This is a genomic window from Sinanaerobacter chloroacetimidivorans (genome assembly GCF_018128545.1).
In the GTDB taxonomy this organism is placed as follows: domain Bacteria; phylum Bacillota; class Clostridia; order Peptostreptococcales; family Anaerovoracaceae; genus Sinanaerobacter; species Sinanaerobacter chloroacetimidivorans.
Genome location: NZ_JAGSND010000012.1, coordinates 1 through 23,860 on the forward strand (window position 1 = coordinate 1; position 23,860 = coordinate 23,860).

24 protein-coding genes are annotated in these 23,860 nt (G+C 44.2%); 13 read left to right on the plus strand and 11 right to left on the minus strand.

Annotated features, from left to right (window positions below):
• Positions 1-672 precede the first annotated feature (672 nt).
• The 6 genes from KCX82_RS15575 (at position 673) to KCX82_RS15600 (ending at position 7,708) form a co-directional block, all read left to right on the plus strand.
• Positions 673-1,584, plus strand: coding sequence for a 3-hydroxyacyl-CoA dehydrogenase family protein (locus KCX82_RS15575; RefSeq protein ID WP_227019419.1), 912 nt, complete (start codon positions 673-675; stop codon positions 1,582-1,584).
• Positions 1,581-2,528 carry a 3-hydroxyacyl-CoA dehydrogenase NAD-binding domain-containing protein gene (locus KCX82_RS15580; protein ID WP_227019420.1) on the plus strand — a complete coding sequence of 316 codons (948 nt, stop codon included), beginning with the start codon at positions 1,581-1,583 and terminating at the stop codon, positions 2,526-2,528. Before KCX82_RS15575 ends, KCX82_RS15580 begins: the two co-directional genes overlap by 4 nt.
• Positions 2,529-2,880: 352 nt before the next feature.
• Entirely contained in the window at positions 2,881-4,812 is a 1,932-nt protein-coding gene (locus KCX82_RS15585) for an endo-1,4-beta-xylanase (RefSeq protein WP_227019421.1), read from the plus strand.
• A gap of 303 nt (positions 4,813-5,115) precedes the next feature.
• Entirely contained in the window at positions 5,116-6,399 is a 1,284-nt protein-coding gene (locus KCX82_RS15590) for a 4Fe-4S dicluster domain-containing protein (protein WP_227019422.1), read from the plus strand.
• 33 nt (positions 6,400-6,432) lie between these two features.
• A complete protein-coding gene (locus KCX82_RS15595) occupies positions 6,433-7,131 on the plus strand; it encodes a M23 family metallopeptidase (protein WP_264373298.1) in 699 nt (232 codons plus the stop codon).
• Positions 7,132-7,135: 4 nt separating this feature from the next.
• Positions 7,136-7,708: a DUF4256 domain-containing protein gene (locus KCX82_RS15600; protein ID WP_227019423.1), complete on the plus strand. Its 573-nt coding sequence runs from the start codon at positions 7,136-7,138 to the stop codon at positions 7,706-7,708.
• 229 nt (positions 7,709-7,937) lie between these two features.
• Here KCX82_RS15600 and KCX82_RS23395 read toward each other — a convergent pair whose 3' ends face one another.
• From KCX82_RS23395 to KCX82_RS15635, 7 genes are read right to left on the minus strand one after another with little or no spacing between them, the layout of a single operon-like run.
• The gene (locus tag KCX82_RS23395; protein ID WP_465250664.1) at positions 7,938-8,099 is read right to left on the minus strand and encodes a cysteine-rich KTR domain-containing protein; all 162 of its coding nucleotides are present in this window, start codon (positions 8,097-8,099) and stop codon (positions 7,938-7,940) included.
• The gene (locus KCX82_RS15610; RefSeq protein ID WP_227019424.1) at positions 8,030-8,800 is read right to left on the minus strand and encodes an ABC transporter permease; all 771 of its coding nucleotides are present in this window, start codon (positions 8,798-8,800) and stop codon (positions 8,030-8,032) included. Before KCX82_RS15610 ends, KCX82_RS23395 begins: the two co-directional genes overlap by 70 nt.
• Positions 8,801-9,562 carry an ABC transporter ATP-binding protein gene (locus tag KCX82_RS15615; RefSeq protein WP_227019425.1) on the minus strand — a complete coding sequence of 254 codons (762 nt, stop codon included), beginning with the start codon at positions 9,560-9,562 and terminating at the stop codon, positions 8,801-8,803.
• Positions 9,559-9,912: a DUF1048 domain-containing protein gene (locus tag KCX82_RS15620; RefSeq protein WP_227019426.1), complete on the minus strand. Its 354-nt coding sequence runs from the start codon at positions 9,910-9,912 to the stop codon at positions 9,559-9,561. The genes KCX82_RS15615 and KCX82_RS15620 overlap by 4 nt, the downstream gene beginning before the upstream one ends.
• Positions 9,913-9,914: 2 nt before the next feature.
• Positions 9,915-10,256: a DUF1048 domain-containing protein gene (locus KCX82_RS15625; RefSeq protein ID WP_227019427.1), complete on the minus strand. Its 342-nt coding sequence runs from the start codon at positions 10,254-10,256 to the stop codon at positions 9,915-9,917.
• A 9-nt stretch (positions 10,257-10,265) separates the two neighbouring features.
• On the minus strand, positions 10,266-10,613 hold the full coding sequence (locus KCX82_RS15630; protein WP_227019428.1) for a DUF1048 domain-containing protein: 348 nt from the start codon (positions 10,611-10,613) through the stop codon (positions 10,266-10,268).
• A complete protein-coding gene (locus tag KCX82_RS15635) occupies positions 10,613-10,936 on the minus strand; it encodes a PadR family transcriptional regulator (protein ID WP_227019429.1) in 324 nt (107 codons plus the stop codon). The genes KCX82_RS15630 and KCX82_RS15635 overlap by 1 nt, the downstream gene beginning before the upstream one ends.
• A 245-nt stretch (positions 10,937-11,181) precedes the next feature.
• Between KCX82_RS15635 and KCX82_RS15640 the strand changes: the two genes are divergently transcribed.
• Complete coding sequence (locus KCX82_RS15640) at positions 11,182-12,000, plus strand: TIM barrel protein (protein WP_227019430.1); 819 nt, start codon at positions 11,182-11,184, stop codon at positions 11,998-12,000.
• A 41-nt stretch (positions 12,001-12,041) separates the two neighbouring features.
• Here the strand turns inward: KCX82_RS15640 and KCX82_RS15645 are convergent, their stop codons facing one another.
• Entirely contained in the window at positions 12,042-12,908 is an 867-nt protein-coding gene (locus KCX82_RS15645; protein ID WP_227019431.1) for a Crp/Fnr family transcriptional regulator, read from the minus strand.
• On the opposite strand from KCX82_RS15645, the gene KCX82_RS15650 reads away from it, so the two are divergent.
• Positions 12,907-13,281, plus strand: coding sequence for a permease (locus KCX82_RS15650; RefSeq protein ID WP_319633359.1), 375 nt, complete (start codon positions 12,907-12,909; stop codon positions 13,279-13,281). The genes KCX82_RS15645 and KCX82_RS15650 overlap by 2 nt on opposite strands.
• An 11-nt stretch (positions 13,282-13,292) precedes the next feature.
• Complete coding sequence (locus tag KCX82_RS15655) at positions 13,293-14,018, plus strand: permease (RefSeq protein ID WP_227019433.1); 726 nt, start codon at positions 13,293-13,295, stop codon at positions 14,016-14,018.
• Positions 14,019-14,287: 269 nt separating this feature from the next.
• Here KCX82_RS15655 and KCX82_RS15660 read toward each other — a convergent pair whose 3' ends face one another.
• A complete protein-coding gene (locus KCX82_RS15660; protein WP_227019434.1) occupies positions 14,288-14,887 on the minus strand; it encodes a TetR/AcrR family transcriptional regulator in 600 nt (199 codons plus the stop codon).
• 177 nt (positions 14,888-15,064) lie between these two features.
• Between KCX82_RS15660 and KCX82_RS15665 the strand changes: the two genes are divergently transcribed.
• The 3 genes from KCX82_RS15665 to KCX82_RS15675 are packed head-to-tail and all read left to right on the plus strand — an operon-like array spanning position 15,065 to position 18,791.
• The gene (locus KCX82_RS15665; RefSeq protein WP_227019435.1) at positions 15,065-16,336 is read left to right on the plus strand and encodes an aconitase X; all 1,272 of its coding nucleotides are present in this window, start codon (positions 15,065-15,067) and stop codon (positions 16,334-16,336) included.
• A gap of 1 nt (position 16,337) precedes the next feature.
• Entirely contained in the window at positions 16,338-16,778 is a 441-nt protein-coding gene (locus tag KCX82_RS15670) for an aconitase X swivel domain-containing protein (protein ID WP_227019436.1), read from the plus strand.
• A gap of 24 nt (positions 16,779-16,802) precedes the next feature.
• Entirely contained in the window at positions 16,803-18,791 is a 1,989-nt protein-coding gene (locus KCX82_RS15675; protein ID WP_227019437.1) for an oxidoreductase, read from the plus strand.
• A 14-nt stretch (positions 18,792-18,805) separates the two neighbouring features.
• On the opposite strand, the gene KCX82_RS15680 is transcribed toward KCX82_RS15675, so the two are convergent.
• Both KCX82_RS15680 and KCX82_RS15685 read right to left on the minus strand, forming a co-directional pair.
• Entirely contained in the window at positions 18,806-20,377 is a 1,572-nt protein-coding gene (locus KCX82_RS15680; protein ID WP_227019438.1) for a response regulator, read from the minus strand.
• Positions 20,352-22,124, minus strand: a complete 1,773-nt coding sequence (locus KCX82_RS15685) for a sensor histidine kinase (RefSeq protein ID WP_227019439.1) — start codon at positions 22,122-22,124, stop codon at positions 20,352-20,354. The genes KCX82_RS15680 and KCX82_RS15685 overlap by 26 nt, the downstream gene beginning before the upstream one ends.
• A 407-nt stretch (positions 22,125-22,531) precedes the next feature.
• On the opposite strand from KCX82_RS15685, the gene KCX82_RS15690 reads away from it, so the two are divergent.
• The gene (locus KCX82_RS15690; protein ID WP_227019440.1) at positions 22,532-23,842 is read left to right on the plus strand and encodes an ABC transporter substrate-binding protein; all 1,311 of its coding nucleotides are present in this window, start codon (positions 22,532-22,534) and stop codon (positions 23,840-23,842) included.
• Positions 23,843-23,860 lie beyond the last annotated feature (18 nt).

Here is a 23,860-nt window from a genome sequence, read left to right on the forward strand (position 1 = left end):
TGAGTACTTGCAATTTTCAAGGTTCTATTTGAGCCTTCTTCTTTCGCTCCGGTTTTCATAAACCACTTGACACTACCCGTTTACGAGTTTCTGATAAATACAAAACGATAACAGTTGATCAGACAGTATCTCATCATTCTTTTCAGCTGTTATTTTTGTTTTAATATAAAAAAAGCAATTCTCGTGCCATGTCATTTCCTTTTAATGAAATGAACCTCTTGTATGATCTGAAAACATTGCAAATAATAGACAGAAAATATCTAATATTCTGCCATATCGGAACCGGACTTCTGCATTATAATAAAAAATACATAATTTAATAAATGTAAATAAAAGGAAAACAAGGATGCGTGATATCTGTTGAAACATAGGAATTGCAATAATTCTCAATGATACAGACCCATAAAAAATATAATAAAGAAACTATTCATTATAAGATAAAGGTATCCAAATGTAGATAGCTTCCTATTCTTTATAATTCAAGGTTTTAAGGTTAACGTTTTATAATGGTTATTTATTATTGAATAATGACCTTCGCTAAATTAATGGAGGAAGCTTTTTTGAATATCTTAAACGCTTGGAATTGGAAGACCTTATACTTCAGAATAAAATATGGGCATGTTTATTGCTTATAACAATCTGCAATAATAATATTTTGAGTGGAGGTTCATTATGGTCGAAATAATTAAAAATGTAACGATTGTCGGATCCGGTGTTCAAGGTTCGATGCTTGCATTCCGCAGCGCGCTCTACGGGAAAAACGTCTGCATTTATGATGTAAGCCATGAAGCGGCACAGAAAGCTCTAAATAAAATCAAAGATTGGCTTTCGGAATATTCTGCAGATGGTAAAATTAAAACGAATGAAATAGACGACGTCTTGATGCGGATTCAAATTTCGGATAATCTGAAAGAAGCCCTGGCTGACGCTGAGCTTGCCATAGAAAATGTGCCTGAAAAACTTGAACTCAAACAAAAAGTATGGTCGGAAATCGATATGGCCGCTCCGGAAATAACGCTTCTTACAACGAACAGCTCTTCTTTAAGGAGCTCTCAAATAGGCGTCAACGTGAAGAGAAAAGATAAAACTTTTAATTTGAACTTCATGACTCCCACAAGAGATGATCTGGTCGAAGTCATGTGGAACGATGATACGTCTGAAAAATCGAAAGCGCTTATACTTGAATTTCTTAAGTCAAACAAACATATTCCCATTATTACAAATAAGGAGATAAAAGGTTTTTCCTTAAACCGTGTTTGGCGCGTAATAAAAAAGGAATGCCTCAAGCTTTGGGCAGAAGGTTACATTCGACCTGAGGATCTTGACAGAGCTTTTATGATGGAGTGGGCTACGGATCACGGCCCTTTCGGGCTTATGGATAAGGTGGGGCTTGATGTCATCAGAGACATTGAATACAGTTATTACAATGAAAGCGGAGATCAATCCGATGTTCCTCCCAAAGCGCTTGATGAAATGATTGAAAAAGGATGGCTTGGTGAAAAGACCGGCAAAGGATTTTATGAATATCCGGATCCTGCTTATCTGAAACCTGATTTTTTTAAGAAAGGAATTGAAACAAAATGAAAAAACCGGAAGAAATCAAAAAAGTAGCAGTTCTGGGCTGCGGATTTATTGGCTTCAGTTTTGGAATCGTATTCAGCCGAAAAGGAATTGAAGTCAATATGTATAACCGAAAATCGAAAAGTCTGGAAAGCGTGAAAGAGAGGATAAGGGATCAGTTCGAATTCTTAAAGGATGAAGGGATCATTGAGGAAGATTTAATTGAAGCTTCACTGGCAAGGATCCATACATATGACAATCTTGAAGAAGCGCTTAAAGGTGTAGATTATGTTCAGGAAGCAATGCCTGAGGATATGGCGCTGAAACAGGATATTTTTGCAGAGGCTGCGCGGCTGACAAATTCCGATGTGATCATTGGCTCAAGCTGTTCCGGACTGAGAAGGGCAGACATCGTGGAAAAGGTTCAAAATCATCCTGAAAGATGCATGGTGGCACATCCGACGAACCCCCCCCATCTGATTCCTTTTATGGAAATATCCGGCGACGGTGCAAGCAAGGAGGCCAAAGAAGCGGCATATGCTTTCATGGAGTATCTTGGACAAAAACCGATCCAATGCAAAGAAGTATACGGATATGTACTGAACCGGGTGCAGCTGGCATTGATCCAGGAATCGCTCTACCTGGTTGAACAGGATATTTGCACGGTGGAAGCGGTTGAGCGTGCAATCACGGATGGACTGGGATTGAGGTGGGCGTTTACCGGCCCCTACGGCGTTGAAGAATTAAACTCAGAAAATCTGAGGGAAGGACTCGGAAAATATAAGGCATATATGATCGGAGGCTTTAAAGAACTAGGAAAGGTTACGGATTACGGACAAGATTTTATCGATAAGGCCGTCAAAAACTTTAAACCGGTCATGAAAGGAAAGGACCACGACCAATACTTGACGTGGAGGAACAGAATGGTTCTGGGAGCCAGAAAATTAAAAGGAGATTTTGATAAATAAAATCCCTTGTTCCACTTAAACCAGGTATAACCCTCGATATGGACCATATCGAGGGTTTTTCTATGGTGTTAAACAATTCAAAATATTTTTTATTAGAATCTGTCATATGTCGTCATATTTTTAGAAAATATGAAAAATTTTTAATCTTATATGTATAAACTCATGAAATTTGTAGGACTGATTCGGTTGAATCATAAGATTTGGGAATGATATAATAAACCCAAGCTTTTATAAAGAAGTTTTTCAAAAGTATTTAATAAAACTCATCCAAAAGGAGGTGAAAATGCCTGAAAATAATGAGATTCAGGAGTTTGGCAACAATCTAAATTCTAATTTAAAGGAGGATAAGTAAATGACAAAAAACAAACGTAAATTATCCCTGGCGCTTGCCATCGGTCTCTGCCTGAGCTTGTTTGGCGGTCTCTGCTCACCCGTGAATGTGTCGGCGTATGACTATAATCTACCGTCCCTGTGGCAAGAGTACGAAGACTACTTCATTATAGGCACCTTCGGCGGCTGGAATAGTCAGCATTCGATGTACCACTACCGGTATAGCAGCTTCCCCAACGACCTGAAGCTGGTCGGCCAGATTGGCAGCCCTGATAGCGGTATCAACACACCCTCCCGCAACGAATATAATAGACGTGTTGCGGAAATCAACGCCGACACCAGCCTCAGCGATGCGGATAAAGCGCGGTTAATCGAGGAAGCCAACCGGAACGTGGTGCTGCTTGCCAACCCAAATAGCATCCGGATGCTGGATCAAATCCGGGAGTACAACAAAACCGTCCCTGAGCGGGATCAGAAGAAGATCCGCGCTCATGTGCTGGTGTGGCACGGCGGCCAGCAGCCTATGTATTTCTTCTGCAACGGTTTTAACTACAATGGCAATAAAATAACTGCCGACTGGGCGAGCCCCGAGACCATGCTCGCTCGTTTGGAGAGTTATATCCAACAGATGATGGAGCGTTATGCACCCTACAACGACATCATCTACTCCTGGGATGTGGTCAACGAGGGTCTCGACGATTACACCGGCCAGGTGCGCAATATGGATGACCCCCTCACCCAGAGCGGTCAGTGGGGAAATATCTTCCGCCGGACGGATTTGGACGATCCTGGCAAGGAGGACCAGCGGCTGTATGAGGAGTCCGTGTACATCCGCAAGGCATTTGAGTTCGCCCGCAAGTACTCTGATCAGTATGGTGCCGACTGGACCCTCTACTACAACGACTTCCAGGACAGCAACAAGCCTTATGAGCCCAAGATGAGCCAGACTATTAAGATGCTCAAGCCCATCTACGAGGCCGGCAACATCGACGGATACGGTATGCAGGGCCGCCTGGCCACGGCTTATCCGTCCATTGATTTACTTCGCCAGCAAATTGAGCTGGGCCTGACCGTGGCTGACGAGTTCTCCTTCACCGAGACGGATATCCGCAGCGACTTCAAACCAAATCCCGACTGGGATCCCACCAAGCCTGCCGAGCCCACCGGAGACACCCTCGAAACCAATACATACGATGTGAAAAACGGCCCGGCGATCAGAAGAGATGGTTGGGGCCGTATGAATCAGGATGGATGGACCGCGCAAAAGGCATCTGAAATGGCAATGCGCGAGGATATCCAGCGCGAGCAGGCAGACTACACTGCCGACCTCATGGACCTCCTCATCGAGTACAAGGACAAGTTCGTGGTCATGCAGTGGGACGGCTCCAGCGATAGCAACACCTTCAACAGGAGCAAGGGCGCTCACCTGTGGGGTGGCGTGGCCGGAAATCCGGAGAAGATGTCCTACTTTGCCTTCATCGGCGCGCCAAACCGCGACAAGCTAAAGAATGCCCTCGAGTCCGGCCCCACCGACGATATGGCCGGCAAATACCCTGCTCAGAAATGGGCTGCATATCAGGAGGCCAGGGACGTGGCAGAACCCCTGGTGACTAAGAGAATCTACGATATGGACGGTGTCAACGCGGTCAAGGAAGCCCTGACCAACCTCAACAACGCCATCGACACACTCGACTTGGGCATCAAGATACTTAAGGATTACGTTGAAAGTACGGACTTGAATAACGGCAATAAAAACGCCCTGACGGTGAAACTTGATCAGGCTCTTAATCTGCTAATAAAGAAAGGTGATAAGAAGGACGAAGCGATCGACGTAATGAATGGTTTTGTCGTCCAGGTCAATAGTCTTGCAGGCGCAGGAAAGCTGACTGAAGAGGAGACGGCAAAACTAATAAAAACAGCGGAGGAGATTATCTCCAACATAAATAAGCTTTGATTATTTCCATGCACAGCATCAGATCGATAAAGAACAACCGGATCAGGCAGCAGTGCACCTAGGTGACAAAGGGTACTTGGAAAGATACGACCTTTAAAAATACAATTCCAGACAGAAAATCCAAAGGCGTCAGAACAGCTCTTCTGGTGCCTTTGTTTTTACATCCAGCCTTGTCATTCAAAACCAAAATGCTATAATATGGTTGTGGTAGACGAATATTAATTATAATGAAATCAAAACAAAATTGATGGGATGAACTACTGCACTTTTTAAACTTATGCAAAGTATTGGGAAGGTGAATCCATGGGACATATTACAAGTAAAGATGCTTATAAGAATTTAGAAGAAAGAATCAATTGGTTTACACAAGGGGCTCCGCCATCGGATAGCCTATATAAAATTTTGCAAATTCTATATACAGAAACTGAAGCTAAACGAGTCGCGCTATTGCCAGTTCGGCCATTTACTGCAAAAAAAACAGCAAAAATCTGGAATATCAGTGAAGGTGAGGCAGAAACTTTTTTAGAGCATCTTTGCGAGAAGGCGTTACTTGTGGATTCGTTTTATAAAGGGGTACGTCAATTTGTAATGCCGCCGCCAATGGCAGGATTTATTGAATTTGCATTGATGCGAACAAGAGGCGATATTGATCAGAAGTATTTAAGTGAATTGTATTATCAATATATGAATGTAGAAGAAGATTTTGTTAAGGATTTATTTTTCGCAACAGAGACGCATCTTGGACGAGTTTATGTGCAGGAGCCAATCTTGACGAATGATAACACAATTCATATTTTGGATTACGAAAGAGCAAGCTATATCATTGAGGAAGCAACTCATATCGGCCTTGGAGTTTGTTATTGCAGGCATAAGATGTTACATGCGGGCCACCCATGTGAAATCAATGCCCCATTGGATGTTTGCCTTACCTTTGGAAATGTTGCACGTTCTCTTGCAGAAAATGGGCAGCATGCGAGATTAATTGATAAGAAGGAGGCAATGGATGTATTAGAACGTTCTTATGCAGCCAATCTGGTGCAAATTGGCGAAAATGTTCGGGAAGCCCCGGCATTTATTTGCAATTGCTGCGGTTGTTGTTGTGAAGCCTTGCAAGCAGCAAGAAAATTTAGCCCAATGCAGCCAGTGGCTACTACAAATTATATCCCTAAGATTTCGAAAGAATGCGCAGGATGTGGTAAATGTGAAAAGGTATGTCCGGTATTAGCTATTTCTATGCAAAAAAACAAAGAGGGTAAGGCGGTAGCTCAAGTAGATCATGAGGTATGCCTTGGTTGTGGTGTATGTGTGCGAAGTTGTCCCCAAAATGCTATTGAATTTCTGCGAAGAGAGGTTCAAGTCATTACACCGGTGAATAGTACCCATCGATTTGTATTACAAGCGATCGAAAAAGGAACCCTCCAAAATCTCATATTTGATAACCAGGCATTTGCCAATCATCGTGCGATGGCCGCGGTACTTGGAGTTATTCTTAAATTACCGCCTTTAAAGCAGATGATGGCTAGTAAACAGTTTAAATCCATATATTTGGATAAACTGTTGTCAGATAAACGTGCTAAAAGGTTGTAAAAGAGTTCCTAGTAAGAAAAAGGGGGTAATGAAATGAAAGGATTCGACGATCCGGCTATCATCGGCTTTCCATTAAGAGGAGAGTGGATGGCACCCAATACTCCGGGGAAAAGGATTCCAAGCCACGGAACAGACCAATTGGGAGAGCGCTATGCTTTTGATTTTTTACAGGTTGATTGGGCAAGAACAGGGAGACCCTTTTATCGGAAAAATCTATTACAGTATCTCTTCTTTGGCGTTCCCTTAAACAAGTGTTACGGCTGGGGTCAGGAAATATATGCACCTTGTGACGGGGAAATTATCAAAGCCGAAGACGGTTATAAAGAAAGGCCAATAGTCAATTTGTTTTCCGATTTGTTCGTCGCTTTAAAGAATGCTAATATGTTCAATCCTGAAAAAGATGATATTCGGACTGTTGCCGGCAACTATATTATTTTGAAATGCGTTGATCATGTATACGCCGCATTCGCCCATTTGCAAACGGGGTCCATTACAGTTTCTGTTGGTCAGGCTGTAAAAAAAGGAGATATTTTAGGAAAAGTAGGGCATTCAGGCAATTCAACAGCTCCGCACCTGCATTTCCAGCTCATGGACAGCAGTGATTTGCTTTCAGCAAAGGGTATCCCATGTGCTTTTGAGCAGTATGAAATTTTTCGGGATGGTAAATGGGAAACGGTATATAGAAGCGTTCCTTCTGACAAGGATAGAATAAGATATCAACGGAGGTTATAAAAGTATGAATAACATCAATAGTAATATAGAGTCGCCACCAGAGCAACGTGAGGAATTACTAAGCGCATTGAAAGCTCGTTTTGAGAAAAACATGAACCGTCATAAAGGTCTTGAATGGGCAAAAGTACAAGCAAAGCTGGAAACTAATACTGAAAAATTATGGTCACTTAACGAAATGGAAAGAACCGGCGGTGAACCGGATGTTGTTGGTCAGGATAGAACGACGGGCGAATATATTTTTTATGATTGTTCGGCGGAAAGCCCTAAAGGCCGCAGAAGTGTTTGTTACGACCGTAAAGCGTTGGAGTCAAGGAAAGAACATAAACCAGACAATAGCGCTATTGATATGGCTGCTGCCATGGGCATTGAAATTTTGACGGAAGAACAATACCGGGAGCTGCAGAAACTTGGAAATTTCGATACGAAAACATCAAGCTGGGTGGAAACACCTGCGAGTATTAGGAAACTCGGCGGGGCCCTCTTTTGTGATCGTCGCTACGACACCGTCTTTTTATACCACAATGGAGCAGAATCCTATTATACTGCCAGGGGCTTCCGAGGCTCACTCAGAGTCTAAATTTTGTATAGAAAATTCAAAAATGAACCTTCTACCAAGGCTCACCAGCCTCAAGCGGCATCTTTTTTATCTACTCAAGGATCGGGCCGAAGAATTGCGTTTTTCAGCCCGATTTTATCATTACTACCGGCAGGTCGCAGCCAAACAACTTATTCCGCACCCGCTTTCAACGCAGGTTCCAGTGTAGTACCATAAAAGAAAGAGCCGTTAACTGTGAACAATCTCACGGTTATCGGCTCTGCGTCTTAGCGTCTGGCTCTTTGATCACTGATATATTTAGTTGTTTTACATTGATGATCGTTTCCTTTATACATGCAAAGATCATGCTGCTTTCCGTTTGTATGCGCGCATCGCAAATAGATATGCGACGATCAGTATTCCTAAGCACCATGCGAGCGCAACCCAAATGTCATTTCCCACAGGCTGCCCCGACAGGAGTGCACGGATGGCTTCCACGATTGAAGTCACCGGCTGGTTTTCGGCGAAAGCGCGTACGACAGACGGCATCGTTTCGGTGGGCACAAACGCCGAGCTGATAAATGGAAGGAAGATCAACGGGTAGGAAAAGGCGCCTGCACCATCCACCGATTTTGCGGACAGTCCGGCAATCGCCGCGATCCATGTCAAGGCCAGTGTAAACAGCGCGAGGATACCGGCCACAGCAAGCCATGACAATACTCCCGCCGACGACCGAAAGCCCATCATGAGCGCTACGAGAATGATTACGACAATCGATATCGCATTGGATACCAGTGAGGTCAGCACATGTCCCCACAGCGCGGCCGAACGCGCAATCGGCATAGAGTGGAACCGTTCGAAGATGCCGCTTTGCATATCCAGAAACAGACGGTAAGCCGTATAGGCGATGCCGCTTGCAATCGCAATCAGCAGGATTCCGGGCAGCAGATAATTTACATAGTTATCCGTGCCGGCCTGGATAGCGCCGCCGAACACGTAGACGAACAGCAGCATAAGCGCGATAGGCGTGATGGCCACTGTGATGATAGTGTCCATGCTGCGGAAAATATGGCGCATGGAACGTCCAAGCATGACGCTCATATCGCTGAAAAAGTGTTTCTTTACGGTTTCCATTTATTTTTCCTCCTTCTTGCCGACGATTGCGAGGAATATGTCCTCCAAGCTCGGCTGTTTTTCAATATATTCCACCTTTGCGGGCGGGAACAGCTTTTTCAGGTCTGCCAGCGTGCCGGAGGCTATAATCTTTCCCTCATGCAGAATGGCAATCTGATTGGCAAGCTGCTCGGCTTCATCTAAGTACTGCGTTGTTAAGAATACCGTAGTACCGCCGCCGGCAAGCTCTTTGACCGTCTTCCAAACCTCGATGCGTCCTTCAGGGTCAAGCCCCGTGGTCGGCTCGTCGAGGAAGATAAGCTGAGGTTTTCCGATAAGGCTCATGGCGATGTCGAGTCTGCGGCGCATGCCGCCCGAATAAGTGGAAACCCTGCGATCGGCGGCGTCGGTCAGGACGAAGCGTTTCAGCATATCGTCTGCAACCTGACGCGGATTTGTAAGGTGCCGCAGCTTGGCGACCATGATGAGATTTTCACGCCCGGTCAATATCTCGTCCACGGCGGCAAATTGCCCTGTCAGGCTGATCGACTGCCGTACATGGTCGGGATTTGACGCGACGTCAAATCCGTTTACGACGGCGGTGCCTCCATCCTGTTTGAGCAGCGTGGTAAGGATTTTAACAATCGTGGTCTTGCCCGCGCCGTTGGAGCCGAGCAGGGCAAAAATCTCACCTCGCCTCACTTCAAAATCGACGCCCTTTAGGACTTTTGTGGTCTTGAAGGATTTTTTTAAATCCTTTACTTGAATTGCGATGTCTTTCATTTAGAATCGTTCCCCCTTCCAAATTTGTTCATAATGTCGCGGTTTAATTTCTTACGATAGTTATCAGTCCACACTTTCGTGTCGCGCAAAAGCTCGTCGCAGAACCCGACAACATCTTCGCCCGTCACGTCGAGAACGTGCTTACCGTCCATCGCGCTGGCTTCAAACAACTCTATCAATTCGTACTGAGTTTTCAACATGTCAGAGCCGTCTCCTCCCGCAAAATTCCACATGTATCCCTGAATTTTTTTAAATACGAACCGATAGTCTTCAGGCAATGCCTCTACTCTTGCCATTTGCTCCCTATATTCTTTTTTATCCCCAATTAATTTTTTGATAAGCTCCAGCATCGTTATTGCTCCTCCTTGTTAAATTCTTCCATAATCTCTTTGTCAACAGATTTTTGATAGATGTCAGCGTAAGTTTCTGAATCTTTGATTAGATCGTCGCAGAAAGCCGCTACATCACTGCCCGTTACTTCGAGCACGCCTTTCCCCAAGGCCGCGCCCTCTTCAAAAAGATCGATAATCCCCGAGAGCAAACCCGTCCCTTCGGTTAGCTCAACAGGGCCGACCTTAAACAGATATTTTTGAATCTCTTTATAAACAATCTGATAATCTTGCGGGAGCGCTTTGACACGCGCCACGTGCGCTCGCCACTCCTTTTTGCCTTCGATGATATCTTGTATTCTCATTTTATCCTCCTATTTACCTAATTTTTTAGTGATATTTTTGTTGAGTTGCTCACGCCACTTGTCACGAAAAGACTTTGCCCCTTCTTCGCCGGCCAGCGCTGAACAGAAGCCTTCGATATCGTCACCCAAAACCTCTGGGACACTCTGACCGTCCGCCGCTGTTTCTTCGAGCAGGCCAAGCACACCGTCAAGAATTGGCATGAGATTTCGACCGGTGAAATCTGAGTGCACCCAAAGATTGGCTTTAATTTTTTCCCATGCCGCTTGATAATCAGCCGGCAGATTTTTGGCTCGCGATTCAAAAGCTTTCAATTCTTTCGTCATGTCGCTGCCTGTGATTTTTTCATAAAAATTCATTATTTTTTCTCCTTTAACTCATTCATTTTTGATGATACAAACTCCCATTTTTCCCAAAATTTCCATAGTTCCTTACGCCCTGCGTCGTTGAGCACGAAAAACTTGCGCGGCGGTCCCATATCGGATGGTTTTTTTTCTATGTTCACGAGTTTATTCTTCTCAAGCCGCACCAAAATGGTGTAGACAGTTCCTTCCACAACATCTGTGAAGCCGAGAGCATTCAAGCGCCTCGTGATTTCGTAGCCGTAGGTTTCGCCGCGGTTTATAATTTCAAGGACACAGCCTTCAAGCACGCCTTTGAGCATTTCCGTTAAGTCTTCCATCACAATCACCTCCTTGCTATTCTGTATGACTGATATTCAGTATTACTTACTACTGCTACATAGTATCACGTAGTAGTTGGTCTGTCAATAGCAGTTGTTCTGATACAGTGATTATTATTTTTACAGTTTGGGAAAAATATCAGTCAATATAGAAAGATCAATATTAGACACTCCATTAACTTACGTCAAAAGATAAAAAATATATATTTTGATTGCAAAAATTTGGAAAGTGTAATGAGAAAAATATGGATAAATTACTATTTGGGATATCGGGCTTACCGGTAGGCAGTGGATCAAAGAAAATAAACTATGCTTCTGGTATCAACTATATAAAGTCAATAGGGCTTGATGCAATGGAACTTCTTTTTGTAAGAAGTGTTAATGTGACAGACAAAAATAAGAGTATAATATTAAAAACAAAGCTAGACAATGATTTCTATCTTTCAGCTCATGGATCCCATTATATTAATCTAAATGCAGATGAATTTGAAAAGCAGGAACAGTCAATGGAAAGAATAACGAATGCAATGGAAGGATTATCAAAGGTGAAGGGGAGAAGTTTAATCTTTCATCCGGGTTTTTATTTAAAGGACTCCAACGAAGAGGCTTATCATACTATAAAAGAAAACTTGTTAAAGCTTCCATATAAAGATATCGATTATAGACTTGAGACTACGGGAAAAAGAACGCAGTTTGGGACACTTGAGGAATTAGTTTCTCTCTGTAAAGAAGTAAGCTCCTGCAAGCTATGTATTGACTTTTCTCATATCCATGCAAGACAGAATGGATGTTTAAAAGGCTATGATGATTTTGCAAAAATACTGCAATATGTGACGGATGAGTTGGGCAGGTCCGCTCTGGATGATATGCATATCCACATGGGTGGAATAGACTACAATGATAAAGGAGAGAAAAGCCATCTTCCCTTATTAGAAAGTGATTTCAACTATTTAGATTGTTTAAAAGCCATAAAAGATTTTAATGTCAAGGGATGTATCATTGCAGAGGGGCCACTGGTAGAGAAAGATGCGTTGCTATTGAAGAATGCTTTTGAAAAATTATAAATATCTGAAATACGGCGCAGGTGAAAATACTTACGGCGTTTTTACATTAACATATCCATGTTAATGATGGTAATACTGTCTTTATCAAAGATCAGGAGTCCTTCCTTTTTCATCTTTTGCAGTTCTCTGGAAAGAGACGTCCTTTGAACACCTATGCGATCTGCAATGGCTTTTTTTGAAGTGTTCAACTGTATCGTGGAAGATTTTTGCAGCTTATATTCATTTTTCAAAAAGGCGATTAAACTTTCACGAATGGAACGATTCACATAATGTTTGATCTTATCGCCTAAAAGCGTGGCATGGTCAGAGATATACTCAAGGTAGACTTTTAAAAAATCAGTATTGGTTGCACAAAATTCAAAAACCAATCCCTTTGAAAGAGAGATAAGAGATACGTCAGTTTTAGCAGAAACCATCATCGGATAATGTGGATTCTTTGAAAATATTAAATTTCCACCCAGTACATCGTCCGGATAGAATTCTGTTATGGTCATCAAATTCCCGGAATCATCAATGCGTTCAACAACGACTTTTCCGCTGATAATGATATCTATATAAGTACATATGTCTCCGTCAAAGTGAATGATTTCACCTTGATTGTAAACTGTTTTCTTAATTGAATTTCCAGCATTCCTATTTTCAGATAAAGAATGAAATGGGATTGTTTTTAAAAGAGTAAAGTTCTTAAACAGCTCATTTAAATCATTCATAATTTTCCTTTCAAGCGTTACCTTGGTAACGCCATCTTTTTTAATTATATTATATACTTTGCATAAAAGATTGGAAAGGAGATTTATAATGGATATTTTTACACTGTCGTTCTGGGGTATTTCAATTGCCTTGACAAGTGTTTCTCTTATTAAGAGTAAGAAAAAGACTTTTGAAGCTATGAAAAAATCAAAAAGCATGATGGGTAATATGCTTGGAGAAATTATTGCCATTATTTTTATCATAGGCATTGTACTTACTTTTATTCCGCCGGAGTCGATAAAAAGTATACTGGGTTCTGAAAACACGTTGATGGCTACCATCGTTGCAGCAGTAGCAGGAAGTGTTACCTTGATACCCGCCTTTGTTGCATTTCCTCTCGTGGGATCGTTTGCGGATGTTGGCGCTAGTATTGTTCCGGCGGTGGCATTTTTAACAACACTGACAATGGTTGGCGTTGTGACGTTTCCGCTTGAGAAAAAGGAATTTGGTTTCAAATTTGCCTTGGCAAGAAATAGTCTTAGTTTTATAGCTGCACTCCTCATTGCAGCGGTAATGGGGGTGATCTTTTGACCATAAAGCAAATGCTGAAGAAAAATAAATTGTTTGTGATAGTTGCACTCGTTTATATGGTTTTATTTGTGACCATGCCGGAAAAGGCTAATGAAGCCCTTGGCAATAGCGTCTACTATCTGATTGAAATGCTGGAAGTATTGCCGGTTATATTTTTGCTGACAGTTGTCATAGAAGTTTTAATCCCAAAGGAATGGATCATGAAGCATTTTGGTGAGAACTCCGGGTTGATGGGAAACCTGCTTTCATTATTATTAGGGAGCATTTCTGCAGGACCTATTTATGCCGCCTTCCCAATCAGTAAAACATTACTCGGAAAAGGCGCCAGCGTCTCTAATATTGTCATTATCTTAAGCACGTGGGCAGTTATAAAAATCCCTATGTTGGCAAACGAAGCAAAATTCCTGGGTGCTTCCTTCATGGGAATTCGTTGGGTACTTACCGTTATTGCGATTTTATTGATGGCATGGGTTATCGGCAAAATCGTTAGTAAAAAAGAACTCATAACCGAGACTTTAGATTCGACAAAATCAAAAGTCTATGTCAATGAAGACTATTGTGTTGGCTGTGGGATATGCTCAAAAATGCTTCCTGAAGTATACAAAATAGTGGACCGTAAAGCTAAGGTTAATTTAAGTAATATTCATCCGAGTCATAGAATAATGATAGTGAAAACCATAGAAAAATGTCCAACTAAGGCGATTGTAATGAATATGGATAGAACAAGTGTACATTGAATAAGTCCTCTGAGCATGTAAAAATAGCCGTAGCTGCAGATACCGTTACGGCTTTTCTGTTTAAAAAGAGATTTTTTAACATGATTTAAGGGTATTATATCTATTTAATGAAGTTTTCGGCGAAACCTTTAGAAACATCGCATTTTCAAGTGGAAAATATCAAAATTGACTACGTCTTTTTTCAAGAAAAGAATCACCCCGCGCTGACGGGGTGATTCTCGTTAATAGGCGCCCGGTGGACGCAGTCTAACGGGTGAAAGTCCCGAACGTTAGATGGATAAAGGAGTCGTTAGTTTGTCCAGAACGAATAACAGATCCTTTTCTGCCTGTTTCATCAGATCGTAGGAATAATCGTTGAGACACCAGTCAAAAATCACACCCCGGTTGATTCGGATCAGAAAGGAAGTAAGTTCGTGCACCGTCATATCGGTGTGAATCAGGCCTTTCTGCAATGCCTTTCCCGCCAGTTCTTCTACTGTCTGATAGTATTTTCTTACAGGCTTGACGGAATATTTTACATCCGTTGACAATTGAGCGATGTAAAGCTCTTTTGTTAGGTTTGCCGATTCTTCCATAACATATTTTGTTTGGTGAAGTAATATAAATTTTATATCTTCTATAGGATCATGAAATTCATAATGCTGCAGCAGAAGGTCCAAAGCTTCGTCATAGAGAGCAAAGCCCTTGTTGATCATCTCTTCCTTTGAACTGAAATGATGGTAAAACGCTCCGGTGGAGATGCCGGCTTCCTGACAAAGCTGCCGGATGCTCATGTTATGATATCCCTTTTTTTGAATTAAATTCAAGGCGACCCGTATGATATTGTTCTTTGTCTGGGTAGCCTGCTCGACTCTTTTCTTTCTTGCCATAAGTTATTTCGCTCCAATTACGTACAGTTTTCCTAATCATAAACTTTTATCAAAAAAATTGCAAGGTGAAATCTTTGGACATGATTGACAAAAGTATAACAAGGTGATAACATTAACATAACATCGTTCGGTGAACGAGGTTGTTCCTTGAACCAATATAAATGAAAGGAGAAGATTATGCGGTTAACAAATGAAGAGCAGGATATTCTCAATGGAAAACAGGGAGAGATTCTGCAAAAAACAATGGAGACCCTTGTAAGGTATGGGGACATGTATGATGCTGAATGTCTTGTGCCTCTGGATGGGCCGGTGCATTTAGTGTGTTCCTTCGGAATGCCGGCCCTGAAACCTTTGTCAAGAATCATGAAAGAGATGATTGACGCCGGAATCAGAACCAAGCTGCCTTTCACAGCGGACCCGCAGCCTCTTGACTACGAGAACGTACCGGCTACCCAGCAGGAGCAAGAAATGTATCAATTGTTATACGGAACTCAGAAGGAATATGAGAGTATGCTGGCAAAGCTGGGAATGAAAGACGAAAAGGCCTATACCTGTGCATGTTATTTTGACGAGGTAGGCAACACTCCCAAGTTTGGAGACAATCTGGCCTGGGCAGAGTCCTCGGCGGTGGTTTATGCCAACTCCGTGCTGGGAGCCCGATCAAACAGGACCTCCGGCGTAATGGAATTCTTCAGCGGAATTATCGGCAAGACTCCGAAATTTGGTTTTCTGACCGATGGAGGAAGAAAGGCCGACTGGGTCATAGAGCTGAAAACATCCAAGATGCCCCGTCCTCAGATTCTGGGAAGCGCCATCGGAATGAAGGTGGTGGAAAAGGTACCTTACATAAAAGGACTGGATCAGTTCCTCGGGCCCGAATTGACTCCGGCAGTAAAGGACTATCTTAAAGATATGGGAGCAGCGACCGCATCAAACGGCGCAGTGGCCCTTTTCCATGCGGAAAACCTGACACCGGAGGCGAAAAAGTACGGAGAAGAACTGATCAGAGAGAATGCTTCCGTCTATGTTATCGACGATGCGGAGCTGGAGAGAGTGGTAAGCTCCTATCCGATCCTCTGGGCGGATTTAAATGCAAAGCCAGACAAAGCATTTATCGGATGCCCCCATGCATCCTTCAATCAGCTGGAAGAATGGACGGAAATCTTTGAACAGGCACTCAAAGAAAGCGGAAAGGACAACGTTGCGGTTGATACAGTTATAACCAGCGCACCGGATGTAATTGCAAAATTTAAGGAGACAGAGTACTATGACCGGCTTCTGAAAACAGGAGTAAGGGTGTCCCACATCTGTCCTCTGATGTATATGTCAAATCCGCTCTGTGCGAAAAAACCGATCATTACAAATTCAAACAAGCTGAGAACCTATTCCACTGCACGGTATGTTGACGATCATGAGCTTGTAAATCTTGTCGTAAAGGGAGGTTTTTAACATGGAAAAATTTCAGGGAAGAGCGGTGATTCCGGGACAGATCAAGGGAAATGCTATGGTGTCCAAAAAGGGATTCAATGTGCTTTCATCCTATATGGGCGCGCTGGTATCCAATGGAAAACAGACACTGTGTACCGACCAGAACAATCCGGATCTGTTTCAGAAGGATCTGTCGGGAGCCATCCTGTGCATTCCTCAGGTAATCGGCTCCACTACGGCAGGTATGCTGATTCAGACCATCGCAGCGATGGGTATTCAGCCGAAAGCAATGCTGTTTTCGGCAACAGCAGAATCCCTGGCGATTTCGGGAGTGCTGCTGGCGGATATTTGGGAAAATACAAAGATCATTACGGTTGACGGATTGGGCGATCGCTTCCTGGAGTTGGTTCAGGAGGGACAGACGGTGGAGGTCACGGAAGACGGCAACGTTACACTTTTTTAAGCGAATAGAAATGGAGGAAAAAACATGAGTACCAAATACAAAGAACTTTTTGAGCCTGCATATATCGGGAAAGTACAGATAAAAAACAAGTTATCCATGGCTCCCATGGGTCCTGTCGGATATGCCGATGCACTGGGTGCAATGAACCAAAGGCTGCAGGAATATTATGTAGAGCGGGCAAAGGGCGGAATCGGACTGATTATCACCGGTATCTGCAGTGTGGATCTGGATGTTGAAGGTCTGGTCAGACCTGGCCTCCCATGTCCGACTCAGAATCCGCTGGCGTTTATTCATGAAGCGTATCAGATGAATGAAAGAATTCACGCATACGGAACAAAGATTTTTCTTCAGCTCACCGGCGGCCTTGGCAGAAGCGCCTTGCCTGGATTTGCTACCAAGTTTATCGCTCCTTCGGAGAATGAAAACAGATTTGATCCCCGCATCAAGCACAGGGAAATGACGATAGAAGAAATCAAAAACCTGATTCAAAAATTTGTCATGTCTGCAGTGGTAGCGAAAAAGGCAGGCTTTGACGGTGTTGAGATCCATGCGGTTCATGAAGGATATCTTCTCGACCAGTTTGCCATAGCCCTTTTCAACCGCAGAACGGACGAGTACGGTGGTCCATTGGAAAATCGACTGAGAGTAGCTACCGATATCGTTAAGGGCATTAAGGCTGCATGCGGTCCCGACTTTCCGGTCAGCCTGCGTTACAGTCTGAAAAGCTGCATGAAGGGAATCAGACACGGCGGGCTGCCGGGCGAAGAGTATGAAGAAGCGGGCAAGGATATCGAAGAAGGAATCGAGGCGGCTAAAATTCTGGTCGCGGCAGGCTATGATGCGTTGAACGTAGATGCGGGAACCTACGATTCTTGGTACTGGAATCATCCGCCGATGTACTTCGAAGAAGGAATGTACAGAGAGTTCGGCAGACTTGTAAAACAGAACGTCGATGTTCCGGTCATTCTGGCCGGAAGAATGGAAAATCCCGAGATGGCAATAGAAGCTCTCGGAGATTCCTGTGATATCATCGGCCTTGGGAGACAGCTTCTGACCGATCCGTATTATCCGGAAAAAGTAAGAACCGGAAGACTGGATGAAATCAGACCATGCCTTGGCTGTCATGAAGGCTGCTTGGGCAGAATCGCAAACGCACCTGTAAGCTGCGCCGTAAATCCGGCCTGCGGCAGAGAGAAAATTTACGGTCTTGCACAGGCCGGTAAGAAGAAAAACATTCTTGTCATCGGAGGCGGTGTAGCGGGAATGGAAGCGGCAAGAGTGCTGGCTGAAAGGGGGCATCGCGTTACCCTCTGTGAAAAGAGCGGCAGCCTCGGCGGAAATTTGATCCCGGGAAGCGTGCCTCATTTCAAACGCTACGACAGGGCCCTGGTCAAGTGGTATCAGAGACAGCTTGAACTTCTGAATGTGGAAGTCAAAATGAACTGTGAGATTACCGCGGATCATATCTCCGATTACAAGCCGGATGAAATCATTACGGCAACCGGTTCAAAACCGATTCAGAGCAAGTTTGGATCGGAGGCTTTTGCGACTACCGCAGATGAAATCCTTCTTGGAAAAGCGAAGGCCGGAAAAAATGTCGTTGTGATCGGCGGCGGGCTGGTTGGATGCGAAACTGCTCTATGGCTGGCACAGAACGGTTCCAAGGTCACAGTCATCGAAATGCTGAAGGACATTTTGGGCGGCCACGGTGCGCTTCCGCATATGAATCATGATATGCTTGTGGATCTGCTGGCATTCCATAAGGTGGATATCTATACAAGCAGCACTGTGAAGAGTATAGCGGGAGGAAAGGTGACAACGGAAACTCCGGAAGGAGAGCGTTCATTCCCGGCTGATACGGTTATTTCAGCCATCGGCTACCGCGAAAATAATGCATTGTATGACAAACTAAAGGATATGGATATACCGGTCCACAACATTGGAGATTCCCAGAAGGTACATAATATTATGTATTCCATCTGGAATTCATACGAACTTGCCAGAGAGCTGTAACTCTTAATTCTGGTCTAATCCTCGCAGCTTTTGCGAAAGTCCTTGGGCTTAACGCCTACAACCTTTTTAAATATACGGGAGAAATAAACCGGATCGGAGATACCCACTCGTTCAGCAACCTCATAGGTTTTCAGAGGCGTAGTGCGAAACAGCGTTTTGGCTGCATCAATGCGAACATTCTGCATATAGGTGCTTAGATTTTCTCCCGTTTCCCGCTTGAATAGCTTGCTTAGATAGGTTGGGCTTAAATAGACGAGACTGGCAAGCCCCTCCAGTGTAAGCTCTTCTCTGTAATGCTGGGAGATGTAGTTTTTAATGGTATGAATAAGATTTCCCTGACAGGAAGTGTCGCAGGCCATTCGATCCAGAATCAGCTCTGCAAACGACAGCATATTTTTTTCAAGGCTGTCCACGGAGCCCCCCTCAATGAGCTTTTTCAAAGCCGGAAGGCCGATTTCTACCGCATAATCCTCTGCGTTGTGGAAGAACAGCGGATTGATGCAGAATTGATGAATATAAACACAGATATTGCGAACCTCTTCAATAGGAATTTTATTTTCTTTGATATATTGAAAGAGCTTTGTGATAATTTTGAGCGTACCGCTGATGTTCTGATTTTCAATGGCAGATTTCAATAGCTTAAGGTCTTCGAAAACATGGGCCATAATCTGCTGTGGAATTGCCGGCATCTGGGAATAGCTGATCACAGGACGCTCCGGAGAGCACTGGGCGATCTGTACCGCCTGGCCGGCCTCTTCGGCTGCTCTGGACATGCTCAGAGGATCGGTATAGTGTCGGCTGATACCGATGTAAAGCAGAAAACGAGGTAAGCTGCCGATGATGTCAACGGCTTCCCGGCACCGCAATTCCAGAGAATCGGTATCGGAGGTACAAGCGATGGCATAGCACATCTGATCGCCGAAGGGGGCGAAATGCACTAGGTATTCGGACAGACAGTCTGCAAGGACGCTCTGGGCCTGCTGAAGATAGACCAGGAGATCCTTCTCATTTTCCTCGATGGGTGAGATCTCCAGCCACAGCACGTGGTAGCTTGTAAGATCGAGATTCAGCTGGCTGATGCGGTTCAGCACAAAGAGCTGGGAAAGGCTGGCGCCGTTGATCAGATCATGAATCAGCATCCCCTGCTGCAGCATGAGATTTTGTTCCGACTGGTCAGCAAGTCTCCTGGCAAGATGCTGGTTGCTGCTGTCCTCGGCGATAAGCGCCTTTGCCTTTTCCACTGCTTGTACAAGGGAATCAACAGAAGTAGGCTTCAGAACAAAATGAACCACACGGTATTCAATAGCTCGCTGTGCGTATTCAAAATCCGGAAATCCCGTAAGAATGATAGACTTTATATGGGGATATGTTTCATTCAGCTGTCTGACCAGTTCAAGCCCGTCCATTTCAGGCATACGGATATCACTGATTACAATGTCCGGATGAATGATTGGAATCTGATTCAGTGCGTCGATTCCGTCCTCTGCCTGGCCTGCCACAACACAGTCCAGTGTCTCCCATCGGATGCAGTGGGCAAGCCCTTTTCTGATAGCTGCTTCGTTATCCACGATCATAATTTTGAACATCGTAAAAACTCCTTTCGGATTGGTTATCCGTGTCTATGGGAAGAGTCAGCATTACATCGGTGCCTTTTCCAGGTTCGGAAGAGATCGTCATGCCGTATTGCTGCCCGTAGAGCAGATGAATTCGGCGGTTAATATTGGCAAGAGCAACATGGTTATGCCTTGTCTGGCCATCATCCGACTCTGCTTCCAGATCTATCCGGGAGGTATCAAAACCAACACCGTCATCTGAGACCTTGACACAAACCGATTCATCTTCTTCCCAGATGCTGATTTTCAGAGTGCCGCCCCCTCTTTTCCGTTCCAGGCCGTGGACAATACCGTTTTCCACCAGAGGCTGAATGGTTAGCTTGGGAAGATAGTAATGCAGGATGGAGGAATCTTCCAGATTAATTTCGTAGTTCAGCTTCTCTTCGAATCGCTCCTTTTGAAGCTCAAGATAGTATCTTACATAAAGGAGCTCTTCCTGGAAGGTAATGGTCTGTTTATGCTTGTAAGTGACATTCGTCCTGAGCAGCTGGGCCAGATTGGATACAATGCGGCAGATTCCCAATTCGTTTGCGGCAAGGCAGCGCATGTTGATCAACTCAAGGACGTTGAAAATAAAATGAGGTTGTATCTGTGACTCCAGCAGATTGAATTCTGCTTCGCGAAGCAGCAATCCCTTGGTATATACCTCCCCGAAAAGATCCTCCAGGCGGTCGGCCATGTCGTTGAAGGCGGTTGCCATTCGTTCCGTTTCCCGATAAGGCGTCGGTTCCATGCGCACAGACAGGTCGCCGGTCGCCAGAAGGTCGATTTTATTCAGCATTTGCTTGACGGGCTTGCCCAGCATATAAAATAGGAATCCGCCGATCAGCAGGGTAATCAGCAGTATGAGGACGGTGAAAAGTCCGTAAACAAACAGTGTCTGCCGAATGGTTTCCAGAATCTCATTTCTCGGAATAAATACATCGATTCTCACTCGTGACGGTGGCAGAAACTGGCCGGTATGATAATAGGAAGCACCGTCGATGTCAATATAGTGTCCCTTGAGGTCTCCCTTGATCTTTCCTTTTAAAGCAGAGGCAAATGGAGTTTCGGCTCCGCTGATAATGCCTCCGTCCGTTCTGCTGACTACTACATTAGCCTGCTGATAAACCGTATCGATATATGAAGTATCGACAAGGTTTGCAGCTCGTATTTCAATGATGATTTTCCCTAAAGTCTTCATCGTCTCCAGGTCAATATAATCTACAATACAATAGCAATAATCAGGGTATTCCGGTACGGTAAAAAGTTCTCTGGCAGAATTAGCGTTTTTGTATGTCTCGAAAACGTGCATGACACGGCGGGAGGTTCCGATGAATTCTCCTCCTCTTAAGATGGATAAATATTGCTGACCGTCTTTTACCAGATAGATTCCCGTTACTGCATTGGGGTCCAGCGTATCACTGACAAGAAGAGCACGGCTCAGACCTTCTTCAACCTCAAGCCTCTTCAGTTGATCCGGCGCAACTTCCGTGCGCATAATCTGCTGTGTTGCATCGTCGCTCATGAGATAGTAGATGCTGTTGCGCATGGCATTGAGGGTAGAGCCTGTCCTTTCCGAAACCTGGCTCAAATAAAAATCCACCGTTTCGCGAACGGTGTCCTTTAATCTGGCAGATGCCGCACTTCCGAAATATATGGCAGTGCAGGAAATCGGCAGAATGATCAAAATGCAGCACATCAGAACGGCGATTACTGCAAGAGACTTTTTGTGTTTCATACCTGTAACCCTCTTAACTTCTTTGTGAGTACCTCCGCCCGAGCAAAGCAGGTTTTAGGAGGTGCCCTTGTTTCTTTTAATCTTATCATATTTGCAATCTATTGAAAATAATACGCTTTCGTTTTCGGACACCTCTGGGAAAGCTGCACAAAATTGTACTAGAAATGAGTAAAATAGTCCGGTTTTTTCAAAAAGTTATAAAAAAGAGTTTTATTGAGCCGAAAACCAAGCAGGATAATGCAAACTTTGATCTGTTTGCTTTATAGTTTTTTTATGGGTTATTTTTTATACTTATAGTAACATTACATCGGTTGACAATTTCATCTGCGTCAAGTGTATCGTTATCTTGTCAGCCAATGCAAAAAAACGGAGCGATCCGAGCTATGTTAAAATTGAGGAGGATTATCATGAAGAAGAGATTATTGGCATTGACCATGGCGGCTGTCATGACTGCAGCGTTGTTTACAGGCTGCGGTAAGAGTGCAGATACCGCTGAATCAGATTCTGACAATGGCGTTGTGACCATTAATTATCCGACGTTCCAGTGCGGCGTCAATACGGCTGCTCCCGTAGTTGCAAAACTGGTGGAAGAATTCAACACAGAATATGCCGGCAAATACCAGATCAAACTGGAAGAGGTTCCCGGCGATGCAAACTATGTTGACAAAATAAAGGTACAGCTCGGTACGGGCGATCTTCCGCCTGTCGTATACGGAGGCGGTTACAATCTGCTGGATCTTGCGATTGCAAAGGATCTTGTGGTTGATCTGACCGACAAGGTAAACGCTGATACGGAATGGAAGGCGCTCTACTCCACGGCAGCGCTGACTACCAACAGCCGTAACGGAAAAATTTACGCATCTTCTGTGGAAGGTTCCATCGTTGGCTATTTCTATAACAAGGAACTGTTCGCAAAGGCCGGAATTACCGAACCTGCAAAGACCTGGGACGAATTTTTCCAGCAGTGCGATAAGCTGAAGAAAGCAGGAATTACTCCGTTGGCTATGGATACTGCAGATTCCGCATGGGTTACTCAGCTCTGGTGGGGTGCAATGGTTGCAACCTCGGGAGATAATGGCTTGAAATTCATGCAGACGATGAATCCGTCGGACTACAATACTCCGGAAATGATCGCGGCGGTTGAAAAAGTACAGAAGATGCTCAAAGAATATACCACGCTGGATGCCATCGGCGGTAAGTATGAAAACGCTGCCAATAACTTCCTTTCCGGTCAGGCTGCAATGATTGCAAACGGACCATGGATGATCGGCGATTTCTCCGATACAACTAAGACAACAGAAGGTTTTGCAGATAAAGTAGGATCAGCGGTATATCCGGGCAACTTCGTGTATGACGCTCCGATCCAGGGTTACTTTGTAACAAAGCAGGATGATCCAAAGGTAGAAGAAGCTGCAATCGCAATGGTTAAGTTCTTTACATCGGCTCATGCGCAGCAGCTCGGACTTGAAATGCAGGGTATGGTACCGGCATCTGATACTGTTAAAATTACGGATAAAGCAGCTGAAAAATATCCGCTGCTGGTTGACTTCCTCGGCAAGGCATCCAATGCGACTCTGAGAAGCGACAATATGCAGGCTACCATGTACTCCAACCTGCTTGATGTGGTAAGTCAGGAACTGCCTCGTCTTTACTCCGGCGAACTGGATGCAAAGGCATTTTGCCAGAAGCTCACAGACGCTGCTGCAAAGAACAAGTAATACAGCAAAATTTTTCAT

Coding starts and splice junctions, on each gene's coding strand:
- KCX82_RS15590 (WP_227019422.1), top strand. CDS start 5,116: ATGGGACATATTACAAGTAAAGATGCTTATAAGAATTTAGAAGAAAGA.
- KCX82_RS15625 (WP_227019427.1), bottom strand. CDS start 10,256: ATGAGAATACAAGATATCATCGAAGGCAAAAAGGAGTGGCGAGCGCAC.
- KCX82_RS15595 (WP_264373298.1), top strand. CDS start 6,433: ATGAAAGGATTCGACGATCCGGCTATCATCGGCTTTCCATTAAGAGGA.
- KCX82_RS15620 (WP_227019426.1), bottom strand. CDS start 9,912: ATGCTGGAGCTTATCAAAAAATTAATTGGGGATAAAAAAGAATATAGG.
- KCX82_RS15660 (WP_227019434.1), bottom strand. CDS start 14,887: ATGGCAAGAAAGAAAAGAGTCGAGCAGGCTACCCAGACAAAGAACAAT.
- KCX82_RS15690 (WP_227019440.1), top strand. CDS start 22,532: ATGAAGAAGAGATTATTGGCATTGACCATGGCGGCTGTCATGACTGCA.
- KCX82_RS15610 (WP_227019424.1), bottom strand. CDS start 8,800: ATGGAAACCGTAAAGAAACACTTTTTCAGCGATATGAGCGTCATGCTT.
- KCX82_RS15575 (WP_227019419.1), top strand. CDS start 673: ATGGTCGAAATAATTAAAAATGTAACGATTGTCGGATCCGGTGTTCAA.
- KCX82_RS15640 (WP_227019430.1), top strand. CDS start 11,182: ATGGATAAATTACTATTTGGGATATCGGGCTTACCGGTAGGCAGTGGA.
- KCX82_RS15600 (WP_227019423.1), top strand. CDS start 7,136: ATGAATAACATCAATAGTAATATAGAGTCGCCACCAGAGCAACGTGAG.
- KCX82_RS15630 (WP_227019428.1), bottom strand. CDS start 10,613: ATGAATTTTTATGAAAAAATCACAGGCAGCGACATGACGAAAGAATTG.
- KCX82_RS15635 (WP_227019429.1), bottom strand. CDS start 10,936: ATGGAAGACTTAACGGAAATGCTCAAAGGCGTGCTTGAAGGCTGTGTC.
- KCX82_RS15615 (WP_227019425.1), bottom strand. CDS start 9,562: ATGAAAGACATCGCAATTCAAGTAAAGGATTTAAAAAAATCCTTCAAG.
- KCX82_RS15685 (WP_227019439.1), bottom strand. CDS start 22,124: ATGAAACACAAAAAGTCTCTTGCAGTAATCGCCGTTCTGATGTGCTGC.
- KCX82_RS15680 (WP_227019438.1), bottom strand. CDS start 20,377: ATGTTCAAAATTATGATCGTGGATAACGAAGCAGCTATCAGAAAAGGG.
- KCX82_RS15665 (WP_227019435.1), top strand. CDS start 15,065: ATGCGGTTAACAAATGAAGAGCAGGATATTCTCAATGGAAAACAGGGA.
- KCX82_RS15675 (WP_227019437.1), top strand. CDS start 16,803: ATGAGTACCAAATACAAAGAACTTTTTGAGCCTGCATATATCGGGAAA.
- KCX82_RS15585 (WP_227019421.1), top strand. CDS start 2,881: ATGACAAAAAACAAACGTAAATTATCCCTGGCGCTTGCCATCGGTCTC.
- KCX82_RS23395 (WP_465250664.1), bottom strand. CDS start 8,099: ATGGTGCTTAGGAATACTGATCGTCGCATATCTATTTGCGATGCGCGC.
- KCX82_RS15580 (WP_227019420.1), top strand. CDS start 1,581: ATGAAAAAACCGGAAGAAATCAAAAAAGTAGCAGTTCTGGGCTGCGGA.
- KCX82_RS15650 (WP_319633359.1), top strand. CDS start 12,907: ATGATGGGTAATATGCTTGGAGAAATTATTGCCATTATTTTTATCATA.
- KCX82_RS15670 (WP_227019436.1), top strand. CDS start 16,338: ATGGAAAAATTTCAGGGAAGAGCGGTGATTCCGGGACAGATCAAGGGA.
- KCX82_RS15655 (WP_227019433.1), top strand. CDS start 13,293: ATGCTGAAGAAAAATAAATTGTTTGTGATAGTTGCACTCGTTTATATG.
- KCX82_RS15645 (WP_227019431.1), bottom strand. CDS start 12,908: ATGCTTTTTGATTTTTTCATAGCTTCAAAAGTCTTTTTCTTACTCTTA.